This window comes from Solidesulfovibrio sp., assembly GCF_029978005.1.
Classification (GTDB): domain Bacteria; phylum Desulfobacterota; class Desulfovibrionia; order Desulfovibrionales; family Desulfovibrionaceae; genus Solidesulfovibrio.
The window spans coordinates 126,123-140,294 of the sequence record NZ_JARKOZ010000046.1; the positions used below are offsets into that span (position 1 = coordinate 126,123).

Below are 14,172 nucleotides of genomic sequence, written 5' to 3' on the forward strand. Positions count from 1 at the left end.
GAGCTTGACTATTCCTTGAGACATTTGAGGTAGCCCTTGGGAGCGACGGTGATGAGCAGCTTGTTTTCGATCATGGCATCAGGGGCGAAGCGATCGGTTTCGGCCAGAAAGGTATCCACTGCGCTCATGGGATTGTTGCCCGGGCCCCAGGGGCGGTTGGGGAAAAAGCTTTCGGGCATGCGTTCGATGAGCGTGTCGAAGACGACCAGGTAGCTGCCGGCCGAGACCAAGGGGGCATAGGTGCGTAGTTCCGCCAGCACGTGCTCGTGGGTGTGGTTGGAGTCCAGCACGACGAGCACGGGGCTCTTGCCCGAGGCCATGTCGCGGATGCGCGCCACGATGGCGGGATCAATGGAGGAGCCCTCGACCAAGACGATGCGCTTGGCCATGGGATGCGCTTCGATGGCGGCGCGGTTGTGCGGCCGGATGTCGATGTCGATGCCGACGATCCAGCGGTCTCCGCCCAGCAGTTCCAGCATAGAGGCGTAAAAGACCAGCGACCCCCCGTGGGCGATGCCGGTCTCGATGATCAGCTCTGGCCGCACGCGCCAGATGATTTCCTGCATGGCCAGGATGTCCTGGGGGAACTGGATGATGGGGCGACCCATCCATTCGAAGTGATACGTGTAGTTGTTGGCGGAGGAGCCCTTGACCCAGTCCAGGGTGAGGCGCTGGAGGGGCTGGTCCTGGCCCTGGTTCTCGATTTCCTGCGCGACGGTGCTTTTGAAGTCTTCTTGCGTCATGGTGGTGGCCCTACTTTAAGGTGGCGCAGGCGTAGATGATGTTGCAGTCTTCGGGGCGCCGCCTGCCGTACTCGTAGCATGCCCTGCAGAATTCCGAGCGCCAATCCCGGGGTTTCGCGCCGACCCTCCCCCAGCCAAAGCCGCCTTCCTCCCAGGGACCGTTTTGCAGGAACCAATCCATTTGAGGCGTGGAAAGCATCTTGTAAAAGACGCCGCCCGTGGCAGCGATATGCAAGCCGGCTTCGCGCACGTGTTCGAGCAGGGTGGCCATGTCGTACGAGCGGCGGTGCCCGGCGATGTCGATGTCGAAGGGCGACAGTTCGTAGCAGTCGGTCAGGGTGCCCATGATCGTCGCGATCTGGCGGTTGACGGCCAGCGCGTTGGGAACGTGGACGATGAGGATGCCGTCCGGGGCGAGGAGTCCGGCGACTTTTCGTAGCGCCGCCACCGGGTCGGCGAGGTGCTCGAGCACGTTGAGCATGGAAATGGTGTCGAACCGTTCGCCGGTTTGGAAATCTTCGAGCAGGGCATGGTGAAATTCGGCCTGGGGCATCCGTTCACGGGCCTTGGCCAGGTGCGCGCTGGAGGCGTCGACGCCGACGACGCGCGAAAAACGCTCGGCGAGCATGGAAGTGAGCAGGCCGTCGCCGCAAGGAACGTCGAGCAAGGAGGCTCCCCGGGCGTATTCGAGGCAGGCTTGCGCCTGGTAGTGACCGAGAACCGTATTGTAGCCCTCGAAAAACCCGCTTCGCGACCAGGCAAAACCCTCTTGTCTGCTAATTTCGCTATCAGGTTCCCGCATAGCTGTATCCTTCTAGAATTTTGGTCAGGCCCGAAGACAAGGTTGATTGGGGCCGCCAATCCAGTACCCGCTCGGCGAGGCCGATGTCGTGCACGATATTGGCGACGGAATCCTCTATGTTCCTGTGGGAAATAGTCGCTTCACGGCCCGAGAGTCGGGCGATCAGGGAAGCGATCTCAATGGTGCTGTGGCTTGTGCCCGAGCCGAGGTTCAAGGTCCCGGAAAAGTCGCGCTCGAGCGTTTTTACAATGGCGTTCACAAGGTCGTCTATGTAAAGCAGGTCTATCCTCGGGTCACCGTTTCTGTAGCGATGCGTCGTCACCGACTGGCGTTCATGGATCTCGTGGATGAAGTTGTGCAAGAACTTCGGCCGGCTCACGCCTGGGCCGTACGTCGGAGTCGGCCGGAGGATTGCGCAGGAAAGGGCGAATCTTTCCTGATACATGCCTATGATCTGTTCGCAGAGGACTTTTGTCGTCCCGGCCGGTCCCTTGGCTTTGAGGGGGCAGGACTCGTCGGCAAGCAGTTCGGTCGTCGCGTATCCGGAAAATACGTCCCATCCCGACAAATATACCAATTTTATTGCATTTTGTTTACATGTATCGAGCACGTTGGCAAGCATCGTCAGGGAGTCGCCGAGGGCCTTGTTCGACGTTGAAACCTTGGGATTCGCCAGATGCACTAGGTGGGTGATCCCCTGGCCGCGGGCCAGCGCGTCCAGTTGCACCGTGCCGCTTTGGAGATCGATCTCCTCACGCGTCGGGGTGAAGACGGCATGGCGCAACGGCAGCCCCGCGACCAGGGCCCGGCCGATGAAACCCGTCGCGCCGGTGACCAGCAGACGTACCCCCCCGTCCGCTTTCTCCGGTCCGCGTTCCCCCAGGGCGGCACGCACGACGGCCAGGGGCTCGATCTTGATGTCTTTTTCCCCCGTGGCCGCCATGGTCCGGGCCACGGCCTGATCAAGGGGCATGCCCTCCTTAAGGGCGAGCATGCCCGAGGCGAGGGCGTTGCTGCGCGAGATGCCGTAATCGCACGTGACCACCACCCGCCTGCCCTGCCGCAGGGCCGCGAGTCCCTCCTCGATCCGCGCGCGCACGGCCGTGACAGGATTGCCGCCTTTGTCCACGAAGTCCCGAACGTCGACGACGACCATATCCGTCGTGATGTCGGCGGAATAGGCCGGCCCCGTGCCCAGGGAGGGAGTGATCCATCGGATCATTGCTTGAGCTGCTCCGGGGAAACGAAGGTTTCGGTCAGGGAGCGCAGGTACCAGCCTTCGCGGGGGGGCGCGGGACGCGGGCGCTCGCCGTGGATGACGTGGCGCAGCAGCATGTCCACTTCGTTGAATCCGGCTAGGGCGCGCAGGTAGGTGGAAGCTGAAAAACGCGGATTGATCTCGAAGGGAACGAATTCCCCGTCCTGCACGCGCCCCTGGATGTTGAGGGGGCCCCGGCTGCCGATCGCTTTCGCGATGGCTTCGGCCGTGGCCCGGATGGCGGGGAAATCGGCGATATACCCTTGGGTGTAGCCGCTGGAGATGACCCCGTCCCGGAAGCGGGATTGCACGGACAGCTTAGCGGAGAGGCTGCGGCGCAGGCCGATGGAGCCGACGCATTCCCCGCTTGGCAGGGAGAGGACGCCGACGGTGAATTCCCCTTCCGTTTCCGGAAGGTATTCCTGCACGAGGGGCACGCTGCCGGAATTTTCGATGTACTTCGCGTAGAGCAAGGCGTCTTCGGCCTTGCTGGCGAAAAAGACCATGGCGCTGCCGCCGGATCCCGTGGCCGGCTTGACGATGCACGGGAACCCCACCGCGCCGACGGTTTCCGCGTCGGCGGCCGGGGCCGTGCGCGGGATGCGGATGCCGCGCGAGCCGAGGAAATCGAAGCAGGCTCCCTTGTCCGAGCACAGGGAAACGACGTCTGGATGGTTGGAGAGCAGCGTGATGCCGTTGGCGCGCAGGACGTCGTTGCCGGCCGCGAGCAGCAGCATGGGCTTTTCGCCGCCGGGGATGATGCAGCGGCAGTCCGTCTCCAGGCAGGCCGCGACGACGGAAGGCAGGTACCTGTCCGGGGGGATGAGGAATGTCCGGGAAAAGCCAGCGTCGTAGTGCCCGTAGGCCTGCGGCGAGATGTCGCAGCCCTGGACGACGTAGTCGCCGGCCAGGGAGAGGCATTTACGCACTTCCGTGCCCAGGGAGGCGCCCCCGATCCCGGCGATCATGATGTTTTGCACGGCGGCGTCCCTCAACTTCCCGAGGCCGCGCGGCATTGCTCCCGCACGACGGTTGCGACCCTGTCGATGTCGGCCATGTTCAGGTCGTGATAGCACGGCAAGTTGACGGCCCGGCTCGGGATGTCCCAGCTATTGTGGTTTTCGGGTCGGGACGGGAACATGTCGAGCCCGGACAGAGGGTGGAAAAAGACGCGCCCGTCGATGCGCCGTTGCCGGAAGGCGTCGAGCAGGCGGCGGCGCATGTCGCCCATGCGCGGCGGGAAAACGACCGTGGGCATCCAGAAGCCGTTGACGGTGCCGGGGGGCTCTGGGTTCATGGCCAGATCCGGAATGTCGGCCAGACGCTCCTTATAAGCCAGGAAGATTTCCCTGCGCCGGGCGAGCAACTCGTCGACCCGCTCCAACTGGGCGCAGCCGATAGCAGCCTCGATGTTGGACATCTTGTACTTGAACCCCACCTTCGACGCCCAGAACTGGCGCTTCTCGCCGCGCGCCCGGCCGTGGTTGGAGAGCGTGAGCACGTTTTCGTACAGGGCATCGTCGTTGGTGACGAACATGCCGCCTTCGCCCGTGGTGATAGTTTTGGTGCCGTGGAAGGAAAACGCCCCGAAGCGGCCGAGGGTCCCGGTATGATGGCCCTGCCAGCGTGAGCCAAGGGCTTCGGCGGCGTCCTCGATGAGGAGCAGTTCGTGCTTGTGCGCCAGACGCTCCAGCCGGTCCATGTCGCACAGGTTGCCGTAGAGGTGGACGGCCAGGATCGCCTTCGTTTTTGGCGTGATGGCCCGCTCGACCTGCTGCGGGTCCAGGCACCAGGAGTCCGACAGGATATCCACGAATACCGGCGTTGCCCCCAGGTGGACGATGGGCGCGACCGAGGCGATCCAGTTGGTGTCGGCCAAGATGACCTCATCCCCGGGGCCGATGCCTAGAGCGGCCATGCCCATGTGTAGCGCGCCGGTGGCGCTCGACGTGGCGATGGCGTGGGCCGCGCCGGTGAATTCCGCGAAGGCCGTTTCGAACCGCGCGATGTAGGCGTAGCATTGCTCGCCCCACCCGTGGGCGGCGGCGTCGGCGGCGTAGTGGACCTCCAGGTCAGTGATAGAAGGCTTGGCGTAATGGATTTTCGTCAGTGCTTCGTTCATAGGGCTCACCGAGTGTCCAGCCGGGGCACGGCCGTGACGAAACGTCCGCCCCAGTCGCGGACATAGGCGTGTTGGGCCATGATTTCCCCAAGGATGTTCCAGGGCAGGACGAGCACCACATCGGGTTTGTCGCACCGCAGCCTGTCGGGCTTGACCACGGGAATGCGGGAACCGGGCAGATAATGACCCTGCTTGGAGGGCGCGGCGTCGCAGACGTAGGGGACAAGGTCGGGTCGAATGCCGGCGTAGTTGAGCAGGGTGTTGCCCTTGGCCGCCGCGCCGTAGGCCGCGACCCGCCGGCCCTGGCGTTTCTGCCGGACAAGGAAGGCGCAGAGGTCGTTTTTCACCCGGTTGGCCCGTTCCTGGAAGCCCCGGTAGGTTTCCAGGCGGCCGAGCCCGAAGGTCGCCTCGGCGGCGAGGGTCCGGAGCACGGAGGGGTCCTCGGGCCGGGCAGCGCCGGCATGGCAGCCGTAGACGCGCAGGCTGCCGCCGTGGGTGGCGAGTTCCTCCACCCGCCACACGCGCAGGCCGTGGGCGGCGAAGACCTCCCGGACCACGGACAGCGACAGATAGGAAAAATGCTCGTGGTAGACCGTGTCGAACTGGACGTGCTCGATCAACCGCAGCAGGTGGGGGAATTCCAGGGTGACCACGCCTTCGGAGGCGAGGGCCTCCCGGATGCCGGCGGTGAAGTCGTGGATGTCCGGGACATGGGCGTAGACGTTGTTGCCGACGACGAGATCGGCCTTGCGGCCTTCGGCGGCAAGCCTGCGGCCCAGAGCCTCGCCGAAGAATTCCCGCAGTACCGGAATGCCGAGCTTCTCGGCGGCCTCGGCCGTGCCGGCCGTGGGCTCCACCCCCAGGCACGGCACGCCGGCTTCGAGGAAATGGCGCAGGAGGTAGCCGTCGTTGGAGGCGGCCTCGACGACGAGGCTGTCCGGCCCCAGTCCGAGCAGCTCGCGGATCATGGCGGCGTAACGGGCGGCATGGGCGCACCAGGAGGAGGACACCGAAGAGAAGTAGGCATAATCCGGGGTGAAGAGCGCCTCGGCCCCTGCATAGTCCTCGGTCTGGACCAGGAAGCAGTTGTGGCACACGAAAAGCCGCAGCGGAAAGGCGGTTTCCGGCGTGCGCAGGGCCGCCTCGGTCAGGTAGGCGTTGGACGGCGGCGCGCTGCCGAGGTCCAGGAAGACCTCGCGCAGGGGCGTGCGGCAGTTGCGGCAGTTCACAGGCGTATTCCTTCGAAATCCGGACCGATGCGCGGATGTTCCCGGTCGCGCCCGGAGAGGTCGGTCACGGCCAGGGGCCAGGTGATGGCCAAAGCCGGATCGTCCCAGGCCAGCCCGCCTTCGGCCTGTGGGACATAGGGCGCCGTGTGCAGGTACAGCAGTTCGCTGTCGGCTTCAAGCACCTGGAAGCCGTGGGCGAATCCCTCGGGAACGACGACCATGCGCCCGTTGTCCCCGGACAGGACCGCGGCGTGGTGGCGCAGGAAGGTGGGCGAGCCGGCCCGGATGTCCACGGCCACGTCGAGGACGCGGCCGGCAAGGCAGCGCACGAGCTTCATCTCGGCCGCGGGCGGGCGCTGGAAATGCAGGCCGCGCAGGGCGCCGACGGCGGTGGTGCGGGAGTGGTTCACGGCCATGATGCGGCGTTCTCCCAGGATCGGGGAGAGAGCCCCGGCGCAGAACAGGCGCTCGAAAAGTCCCCGGGCATCGCGGAAGGGGGTGTGCGACACCTCGAAAAGCCCCGGAAGGGGCGTGGGCTGGATGTTCACGACGGGGCTCCGGCCGCGGCGGCGAAGGCCTCGACCTGGGCGGCGCTCGACACCTGGCCCGTGGTGAGGAAGTCGCGGTACCAGGTGATGGTCCGGCCGAGGGCCGCGTCGAGGTCCCACACCGGCCGCCAGCCCAGGACGGCCCGAGCCTTGGCGCTGTCGATGTAAAGCGAGGTCGCCTCGTGGGGCTGGGGCGTTGTGGTCGTGTGCCAGCGCAGGGCCGGCCAGTGGGCGGCGGCCTTTTCCAGGACTTCGGACACGGTGGCGTTGGCCGAGGGGTCGGGGCCGAAATTCCAGGCGTCGGCCAGGCGTCGGTCGCCGGCCGCCAGGCCCGCCGCCAGCAGCAGATAGCCGTGCAGGCAATCCAGGACGTGCTGCCAGGGCCGGCGCGCGGCGGGGCTGCGGATCTCCAGCGAGGCTCCGGTGGCCATGGCCCGCACCAGGTCGGGCAGGAGCCGGTCCTCGGACCAGTCGCCGCCGCCGATGACGTTGCCGCCGCGCGCCGTGGCCACAAGCGGGCCGCCGTTCTCAAAAAACGTGGCCCGGTAGCTGGCGGCCGCCAGCTCGGCCGCGGCCTTGGAGGCGCTGTAAGGGTCGTGGCCGCCCAGAGGGTCGATCTCCCGGTAGCCCCAGGGCCATTCCCTGTTGGCGTAGCACTTGTCCGAGGTGACCACGACCACGGCCCGGGTGTCGGGACAGGCGCGGCAGGCCTCCAGGACGTGGACCGTGCCCATGACGTTGGCGGCGAAGGTGGCCACGGGCTCCCGGTAGGAGCGCCGCACCAGGGGCTGGGCCGCCAGATGGAAGACGACTTCGGGGCGCAGGCGGGCGAAGGCGTCGGCAACGGGCTCGGGCTGGCGGATGTCGTCCAGGAGGCTTTCCATGGGAAGGTCGAGGAGCCCGAAATGGTGCGGCTGGGTCTCAGGAGGCAGGGCCAGGCCGCCGACCGTCGCGCCGAGGCGCGTCAGCCACAGCGAAAGCCAGCTGCCTTTGAACCCGGTGTGGCCGGTGACCAGGACGCGCCGCCCGTCGAAAGCCCGCGCGAGACCGTTTATGTCCATACTTTCCAGGGCGGGTTGTCCTGCCACAGGGCTTCCAGGGCGTTCTTGTCGCGCAGCGTGTCCATGGCCTGCCAGAAGCCTCGGTGCTGGTAGGCCATGAGCTGGCTGGCGGCGGCCAGTCGCTGGAGTGGGGTCACTTCGAAGCTGGTGGCGTCCCCGTCTATGAAATCGAAGATGGCCGGCTCGAGGACGAAGAAGCCGCCGTTGATCCAGGCGCCGTCGCCGGCAGGTTTTTCCTGGAACCGGCGCACCTGGCCGTTGTCCAGTTCCAGGGCGCCGTAGCGGCCGGGGGGTTGGATGGCGGTGACCGTGGCGTGCTTGCCGTGGGCGCGGTGGAAGGCCAGAAGGGCGACGATATCGAGGTCGCTGACGCCGTCGCCGTAGGTGAAGCAGAAGGTTTCGTCCCCCACGTGTTCGCGCACACGCAGCAAACGGCCGCCGGTCAGGGTTTCCGGCCCGGTGTCGACGAGGGTGACGCGCCAGGGCTCGGCCCGGCACTCGTGCACCTCGATGCGGTTTTTGCCCATGTCGATGGTGACGTTGGACATGTGCAGGTAGTAGTTGGCGAAATATTCCTTGATCACGTAGCCCTTGTAACCGAGGCAGACGATGAAGTCGTTGATCCCGAAATGGGAGTAGATCTTCATGATGTGCCATAGGATGGGCTTGCCGCCCACTTCGATCATGGGCTTGGGCTTGAGGTGCGATTCCTCGCTGATGCGCGTGCCGAGCCCTCCGGCGAGGATGACGGCTTTCATGAGTGCCTACCTGCGTCCCGGAGGAAGGGAAAGCCCGCCGCACGTGAGCGGGAAAGGCGGGGACAGCGCGGCAGCCGGCCGCGTCGCTGGGAGTCCCAAGTGGGAGGCCCGGCTTGCATGGCATTCAGTGTGGCATCTTCGGCCCGGGGAGTGTGCATGTGATGAAGGTTCCGCGGTCGGGAGTTGGTTGCGCTCGACGCCGTGAAGGTGGCGTGCTGCCAGAGTTGCTATCCCCAGCTAACGTTCGAAGTCAAGGCGTGAACGTAGCTACGCGACGGTGCCGCCGCGTCCGCTTCTCGTCGGGAAGTCGAGCGTGTGCCCTGTCAGGGGATTTTAGGAGCATTCGAAATGAGAAAATGGTGCCTGACCGGTGCATTGTTGACAGAAAGTCTATGTCTTGTGTTTGGAATTAGAAGCCATCTCAAAAATATTTTCAACTGGACCCCAGGAATCGCTGGACTTTTTTGGTTGTTAATACGAAGTGGTCCGCATGGACCTTACCAATGAGCAATGGGCACGTATTTGGTCTTTAATCCCGCCAGCGAAAAGCCAAGATGGATGCAAAGGAAGACCACCGACGCCTCCGTGAATGAGGAGGCATCGACCTAAGGGAGGCGTTCATTGACGGGACATTTGCTCCCGCTAAAAAAGGGGCGCCGCCGTGGGAAAAACCAAGCGGGGCAAGGGCAGCAAGATCATGGGGTAATCCCCCCGAAAAAAGCTGGTTCTGAAAAGTAGAATTTTCTCGTAAACTCGGACGAGGAGATTTTACATGAAGACGTCCCGCTACTCCGACAGCCAGATCCTGAGCATCCTGAAGCAGGCCGAAAATGGCATTGCCGTGCCTGAGCTTTGCCGCGAGCACGGTATGAGCAGCGCCACGTTCTACAAGTGGCGGGCGAAATACGGCGGCATGGACGCCTCCCTCATGGCTCGGATGAAGGAGCTTGAGGAGGAAAACCGCCGACTCAAGCGCATGTACGCCGAAGCCCAGATGAAGGCCGAGGTGCTCCGGGAGGCGCTCGGAAAAAAGTAGTGAGGCCATCTCGCCGCCGTGAGATGGCCAAAGAAGCCGTGAAGGGGAAAGCCTTGAGCATCAGACAAGCCTGCGAAGCGTTTGGCATCAGCCAGACATGCTACCGGCATGTGCACAAGCTGTCTGACGAGAACGAATTCGTGGCCGACTGGTTGGTTCGGTTGACTGCCAATCAGCGCAATTGGGGCTTTGGGCTCTGCTTCCTGTACCTGCGCAATGTGAAGGGGTACGGCTGGAATCACAAACGAGTGTATCGGATCTATCGCGAGTTGGAGCTGAACCTGCGCATCAAACCCAAAAAGCGTTTGGTCCGCGAGAAGCCGGAGCCGCTGGCCCAGCCTGACGCGGCGAATCAGGCGTGGTCCATGGATTTTATGCATGACCAGTTGGAAGATGGTCGAAGCTACCGTCTATTCAACGTGATCGATGACTTCAATCGGGAAGGGTTGGCCATTGAAGCGGATTTCTCGCTGCCCTCAGAGCGCGTCATCCGGGTCCTGGAACAGGTTATGGAGTGGCGTGGCAAGCCGAAGGCCATCCGGTGCGACAACGGCCCGGAGTATGTCAGCCATCGCCTGCAAGCCTGGGCCGAGAAGAATAGGATACGCCTCGACTACATTCAGCCGGGCAAACCGCAGCAAAACGCCTATGTGGAACGCTACAACCGAACCGTGCGCTACGACTGGCTGGGGCAGCACCTCTTTGAGAACATCGAAGAAGTCAGGGACTATGCCACCAAGTGGCTCTGGACTTACAACAACGAACGGCCCAACATGGGCATCGGCGGCATCACTGGCAGTGGCAGACGCTAGCGATGGAGTTGATCAACGATTGCAAGAAGATTGGAACATCGAGATGATTGCACTCCACCGAGGTGGCCGCAAGCGACTGAAGACCCAGGACGGAAGACAGCTCAGGCGCTATCGCAGACGCTGGAAGATCGAACGCCTCTTTGCCTGGTTGCAAAACTTCAGACGCTTGGTGGTGCGATACGAGTACCATTTTGAAAATTTTTTCGCCTTGGTTCAACAGGATGCGCCGTCATCCTGTTGAGGCATTTTTGAGATAGCCTCTAGTTTAAATTAGAACAACTGGGTGGAATGTTGTTGCATCCAAATTGAGTATTTTGGACAATGACACATTGTTGGATCACCAGGCCCTGCTGCTCATCGACGCGGATATATAAAGGTTGTTGGCTTGTATGCCTTTTCTCGACAACATTTCCATCTGAATTTGTGCAGACGGACTGAACCACGTCGTTGCCATCCCATTGTGTAGCCCATGCGCCTTGTCTGGCAGTTAAAAGCCAAATATCATTGAATGTAAACAGCTCGGGCGACATTAATGCCATCGCCCCGCTAAGTTCCCAAGAAGCTCCAAATATGTTACCATCCTGGTCGCCATCAATTTGAACTATTACAATATGTCGATCGTCCGCATTTTGTGTTGGCACATGGGGATATTTTGTAAGCGAAGTTGCAACAGACTCTAATACTTTTTTGGATTTTTGCTGAATTGTTGCCCATTCTGAAATGCGAAGATAAAATCCTGTCGCGATTATACTGAAAACAGTTAGGAAAAGCATTGTTGAAATTATCATATGGCTATAATGAAGTAGCTTGTTGTTGACTTTTTTACACGCGGCGGCGATCATCGCGCTAACAAAAATTGCAAAGTATAACCCAGGTACTGCCATTGTCCTAGACATCACTCCAGTGCCAGTGAGTCCATATCCTGCCAATCCATACATTATAGCGCTGATAAGCATGCCGATGAGGAGGGAGAATATGATTTTAATAGCCTTTTGAATTTGTAGGTGTCGGAGTAGTAGGAGGTAAAGGAATATGTACAGTATGCTTTTAGAAAACAAGCTCCAGGACGTGGGAGTTATGGATTGCGCGACAAATCGGTCTAAATCACAAATATTATTTATAATTAATGAAGGGTTGAGGGATATGTGGCGGGGGTTGTTTGTAATGCAAAAAGGGACATACAGTCTCTGATAGAGTATCCCAAGGAAAACAGGCACGATGTACCAGAGAGAGTTTTTTAATAAATTTATTATGCCTTTGTAGTTGAATTTATGCGACATCAAGAGAAGCGGAATAAATATAAACCAGTAGGCCTCATAAGCAAGACACCCACAAAGAACAAGTAGTGATCCGTATAATTTTGTTTTTGCATTTGTATTTTCTATTATAATATAGCCTATCCCGAATAAAATAAACCCCCATAGAGTTAAGACTCCTGTTGGCCAGACTAATACTGCGAGAGACCATGGAGAAAAAGCTAGTATGATTGCTCCTATAAGCGCGCCGATAAAAGAAGGATTTTTATTAAAACCAATCTTGTTGAGTACGATCACAAAGACAATAAGAGCAGTCGAGCTATAAATGAATGATATAACTGATGAAATTATTTGCCACTTAAGCGGGTTGCCATCGGATATCTCGTTTAAAATCCAGGTTATCAATCCATAAACTGGTCTTGCATAGTTGTTTGTAGCTATATAATCGTTTATACTGTGTGGGGATATTATGGTCTTTGACAAAAAAATCCAATCGTCTGAGTAAAAACCAAGATAGTTGATACGCCATAAAGTAAAAAAAAACCATATTGTGAGCCATCCAGTTAAAGCGACATAAAGCCGTAGTTTTGTCGATATCAAGAACTGTATATAATTAGTCATTATGTTTAAGCCTTACATAGTATTGGGCTCCGAGTGGAAGCTTTTTAAGGAATACCTCAATTGATCTAAGAAATGAAAGTCGGCATGGGAAAAAAAGTGTATAGCCTTCGTCAATCTCCCTGAGTCCGGCACTGGCTGCTGTTTTTTTCATTTTCCCTTTTGAAATCATTTCCGCATTTTTATCAAAAGGGCACTGCTCAAATACCCAGCGAGTCGCTGGGTTAAATGGGTTATGTTCAAAAATAAAGAACGACCCTCGTTTGTCCAATATTCCGTTGCATTGACACAGTATTGTATGTTGAAAGTCAGAAGGGATGTGATGGAAGACATTTGCGGCAAAAATTAAGTCAAAAGTTTTTCCTCTTAAGGCGTTCCAGTCTGAAGAAAACAAACATCCAGGGTTGTTCTTAGCTGCAATTTGTAGAGATTGTTGTGAAGGATCGTATCCGACTATTTTCGATTTAGGAAAGTACTTTCTCAAAAAGACCAAGCTTCTTCCTGTCCCGCACCCAAAATCGAGAACGTTGTTTACGCTGCTCGTGTCGACAAGTGATGCTGTCAAGACGACTTTGTATTCGGCAAAATATAAATTTTCCTCGGCGGAAAAATGAATTGAATTACTAAGTATTGAATTGTAGTTTTTGGCAAATTTATCAAAATCAGATTTGTTCATTTCTTGCCTCGTTTGTCCAATTGTTGTTCAGTTATATATTCGACTTTATTGGTCTTTAAGTACGTTCGCCGTAGCTGCTTACAAATTAAACGGAGGCCCTTGGTTTGGGCATTGTTCATTAGAGGCTATCTCAAAAATGCCTCAACAGGATGACGGCGCACCCGAGTTGAACCAAGGCGAGAAAATTTTCAAAATGGTACTCCTATCGCACCACCAAGCGTCTGAAGTTTTGCAACCAGGCAAAGAGGCGTTCGATCTTCCAGCGTCTGCGATAGCGCCTGAGCTGTCTTCCGTCCTGGGTCTTCAGTCGCTTGCGGCCACCTCGGTGGGGTGCAATCATCTCGATGTTCCAATCTTCTTGCAATCGTTGATCAAGTCCATCGCTGTCGTAAGCTTTATCTCCGATCAATCGAGTGGGAATTTCGTTGAGAAACCCTGTCTGGAGGGTCTGCTCGACAAGCGTTACTTCATGCGGCGAAGCGCTGGCCACGTACACGGCGATAGGAAGACCAGAAGCGTCTGCCACTGCCATGATCTTGCTGCCCTTGCCCCGCTTGGTTTTTCCCATGGCGGCGCCCCTTTTTTAGCGGGAGCAAATGTCCCGTCAATGAACGCCTCCCTTAGGTCGATGCCTCCTCGTTCACGGAGGTCTTCAGCGAGTGTAACAAGGATTCGCTCGAATACTCCTTGTTTTCGCCAATACTGGAACCGTCGGTGGCAGGTTTGGTATGGTGGATACCGCGCCGGCATGTCTTTCCAGGGCGCTCCGGTCCTGAGAATCCAAGATATGCCATCGAGAAGCTCACGCGGAGGCGTCGGTGGTCTTCCTTTGCATCCATCTTGGCCTTTCGCTGGTGGGATTAAAAACCAAATACGTGCCCATTGCTCATTGGTAAGGTCCATGCGGACCACTTCGTATTAACAACCAAAAAAGTCCAGCGATTCCTGGGGCCCAGTTGAAAATATTTTTGAGATGGCTTCTAGTAAAAAAGAAATCATTAGAGCCCATCAACAGGTTGTTTCGAGGGACTCGGGATTGCGGACGATCGAGGGGCGGGTGCCCAAGGAAAAGGCGCATAGGCTTTCCAGGGCGCCGGCGATGGAGCCGTTGCCCATGACGGTCAACTTGAGGTCGCGACGGGTCTGGTTCAGGACTGAAGCCGCACATGTGGCGATGTAGCCGCTGCCGTTGCACGCGAGGATGCAGACGGAAATGATTGATAGCGACATAGAGGCGTCCTTTGGGGAAAGAC

13 protein-coding genes and 3 pseudogenes are annotated in these 14,172 nt (G+C 58.9%); 3 read left to right on the forward strand and 13 right to left on the reverse strand.

Annotated elements, in window-relative coordinates; translation table 11 throughout:
• Window positions 1–8 precede the first annotated feature (8 nt).
• The 9 genes from Q1K70_RS05360 to rfbF are packed head-to-tail and all read right to left on the reverse strand — an operon-like array spanning window position 9 to window position 8,521.
• Window positions 9–743, reverse strand: coding sequence for a cephalosporin hydroxylase family protein (locus Q1K70_RS05360; RefSeq protein ID WP_300156635.1), 735 nt, complete (start codon window positions 741–743; stop codon window positions 9–11).
• 10 nt (window positions 744–753) lie between these two features.
• Window positions 754–1,545, reverse strand: coding sequence for a methyltransferase (locus Q1K70_RS05365; protein ID WP_300156637.1), 792 nt, complete (start codon window positions 1,543–1,545; stop codon window positions 754–756).
• Window positions 1,532–2,767, reverse strand: a complete 1,236-nt coding sequence (locus tag Q1K70_RS05370) for an NAD-dependent epimerase/dehydratase family protein (protein WP_300156639.1) — start codon at window positions 2,765–2,767, stop codon at window positions 1,532–1,534. Before Q1K70_RS05370 ends, Q1K70_RS05365 begins: the two co-directional genes overlap by 14 nt.
• A complete protein-coding gene (locus Q1K70_RS05375; protein ID WP_300156641.1) occupies window positions 2,764–3,783 on the reverse strand; it encodes an ATP-grasp domain-containing protein in 1,020 nt (339 codons plus the stop codon). The genes Q1K70_RS05370 and Q1K70_RS05375 overlap by 4 nt, the downstream gene beginning before the upstream one ends.
• Before the next feature lie 11 nt (window positions 3,784–3,794).
• On the reverse strand, window positions 3,795–4,925 hold the full coding sequence (locus Q1K70_RS05380) for a DegT/DnrJ/EryC1/StrS family aminotransferase (RefSeq protein ID WP_300156643.1): 1,131 nt from the start codon (window positions 4,923–4,925) through the stop codon (window positions 3,795–3,797).
• A gap of 5 nt (window positions 4,926–4,930) precedes the next feature.
• Window positions 4,931–6,154: a class I SAM-dependent methyltransferase gene (locus Q1K70_RS05385; protein WP_300156645.1), complete on the reverse strand. Its 1,224-nt coding sequence runs from the start codon at window positions 6,152–6,154 to the stop codon at window positions 4,931–4,933.
• Entirely contained in the window at window positions 6,151–6,702 is a 552-nt protein-coding gene (locus Q1K70_RS05390) for a dTDP-4-dehydrorhamnose 3,5-epimerase family protein (RefSeq protein WP_300156647.1), read from the reverse strand. The genes Q1K70_RS05385 and Q1K70_RS05390 overlap by 4 nt, the downstream gene beginning before the upstream one ends.
• Window positions 6,699–7,763 carry a CDP-glucose 4,6-dehydratase gene (rfbG, locus tag Q1K70_RS05395; protein ID WP_300156649.1) on the reverse strand — a complete coding sequence of 355 codons (1,065 nt, stop codon included), beginning with the start codon at window positions 7,761–7,763 and terminating at the stop codon, window positions 6,699–6,701. Before rfbG ends, Q1K70_RS05390 begins: the two co-directional genes overlap by 4 nt.
• On the reverse strand, window positions 7,754–8,521 hold the full coding sequence (gene rfbF / locus Q1K70_RS05400) for a glucose-1-phosphate cytidylyltransferase (protein ID WP_300156651.1): 768 nt from the start codon (window positions 8,519–8,521) through the stop codon (window positions 7,754–7,756). The genes rfbG and rfbF overlap by 10 nt, the downstream gene beginning before the upstream one ends.
• Window positions 8,522–9,120: 599 nt before the next feature.
• On the opposite strand from rfbF, the pseudogene Q1K70_RS05405 reads away from it, so the two are divergent.
• The 3 genes and pseudogenes from Q1K70_RS05405 to Q1K70_RS05415 form a co-directional block, all read left to right on the forward strand.
• Window positions 9,121–9,221, forward strand: a pseudogene (locus Q1K70_RS05405) (IS5/IS1182 family transposase); the annotation flags it as partial.
• Window positions 9,222–9,293: 72 nt separating this feature from the next.
• A protein-coding gene (locus Q1K70_RS05410) for an IS3 family transposase (RefSeq protein WP_300156653.1) occupies window positions 9,294–10,369 on the forward strand; the annotation gives its coding sequence in 2 pieces (ribosomal slippage) (window positions 9,294–9,555 and window positions 9,555–10,369; 1,077 coding nt in all).
• Window positions 10,368–10,610, forward strand: a pseudogene (locus Q1K70_RS05415) (transposase); the annotation flags it as partial. The gene Q1K70_RS05410 and the pseudogene Q1K70_RS05415, both read left to right, overlap by 2 nt.
• A 19-nt stretch (window positions 10,611–10,629) precedes the next feature.
• Here Q1K70_RS05415 and Q1K70_RS05420 read toward each other — a convergent pair.
• The 4 genes and pseudogenes from Q1K70_RS05420 to Q1K70_RS05435 form a co-directional block, all read right to left on the reverse strand.
• Complete coding sequence (locus Q1K70_RS05420) at window positions 10,630–12,246, reverse strand: hypothetical protein (protein WP_300156655.1); 1,617 nt, start codon at window positions 12,244–12,246, stop codon at window positions 10,630–10,632.
• Complete coding sequence (locus Q1K70_RS05425) at window positions 12,239–12,919, reverse strand: class I SAM-dependent methyltransferase (protein ID WP_300156657.1); 681 nt, start codon at window positions 12,917–12,919, stop codon at window positions 12,239–12,241. Before Q1K70_RS05425 ends, Q1K70_RS05420 begins: the two co-directional genes overlap by 8 nt.
• Window positions 12,920–13,049: 130 nt before the next feature.
• A pseudogene (locus Q1K70_RS05430) lies at window positions 13,050–13,822 on the reverse strand (IS5 family transposase).
• Between the two features lie 105 nt (window positions 13,823–13,927).
• The gene (locus Q1K70_RS05435) at window positions 13,928–14,149 is read right to left on the reverse strand and encodes a glycosyltransferase family A protein (protein WP_300156659.1); all 222 of its coding nucleotides are present in this window, start codon (window positions 14,147–14,149) and stop codon (window positions 13,928–13,930) included.
• Window positions 14,150–14,172 lie beyond the last annotated feature (23 nt).

What these genes read in the sequence shown, in the direction of transcription:
- Q1K70_RS05360 (WP_300156635.1), bottom strand. Translation starts at nt 743, where the DNA reads ATGACGCAAGAAGACTTCAAAAGCACCGTCGCGCAGGAAATCGAGAAC.
- Q1K70_RS05365 (WP_300156637.1), bottom strand. Translation starts at nt 1,545, where the DNA reads ATGCGGGAACCTGATAGCGAAATTAGCAGACAAGAGGGTTTTGCCTGG.
- Q1K70_RS05370 (WP_300156639.1), bottom strand. Translation starts at nt 2,767, where the DNA reads ATGATCCGATGGATCACTCCCTCCCTGGGCACGGGGCCGGCCTATTCC.
- Q1K70_RS05380 (WP_300156643.1), bottom strand. Translation starts at nt 4,925, where the DNA reads ATGAACGAAGCACTGACGAAAATCCATTACGCCAAGCCTTCTATCACT.
- rfbG (WP_300156649.1), bottom strand. Translation starts at nt 7,763, where the DNA reads ATGGACATAAACGGTCTCGCGCGGGCTTTCGACGGGCGGCGCGTCCTG.
- rfbF (WP_300156651.1), bottom strand. Translation starts at nt 8,521, where the DNA reads ATGAAAGCCGTCATCCTCGCCGGAGGGCTCGGCACGCGCATCAGCGAG.
- Q1K70_RS05420 (WP_300156655.1), bottom strand. Translation starts at nt 12,246, where the DNA reads ATGACTAATTATATACAGTTCTTGATATCGACAAAACTACGGCTTTAT.
- Q1K70_RS05425 (WP_300156657.1), bottom strand. Translation starts at nt 12,919, where the DNA reads ATGAACAAATCTGATTTTGATAAATTTGCCAAAAACTACAATTCAATA.
- Q1K70_RS05435 (WP_300156659.1), bottom strand. Translation starts at nt 14,149, where the DNA reads ATGTCGCTATCAATCATTTCCGTCTGCATCCTCGCGTGCAACGGCAGC.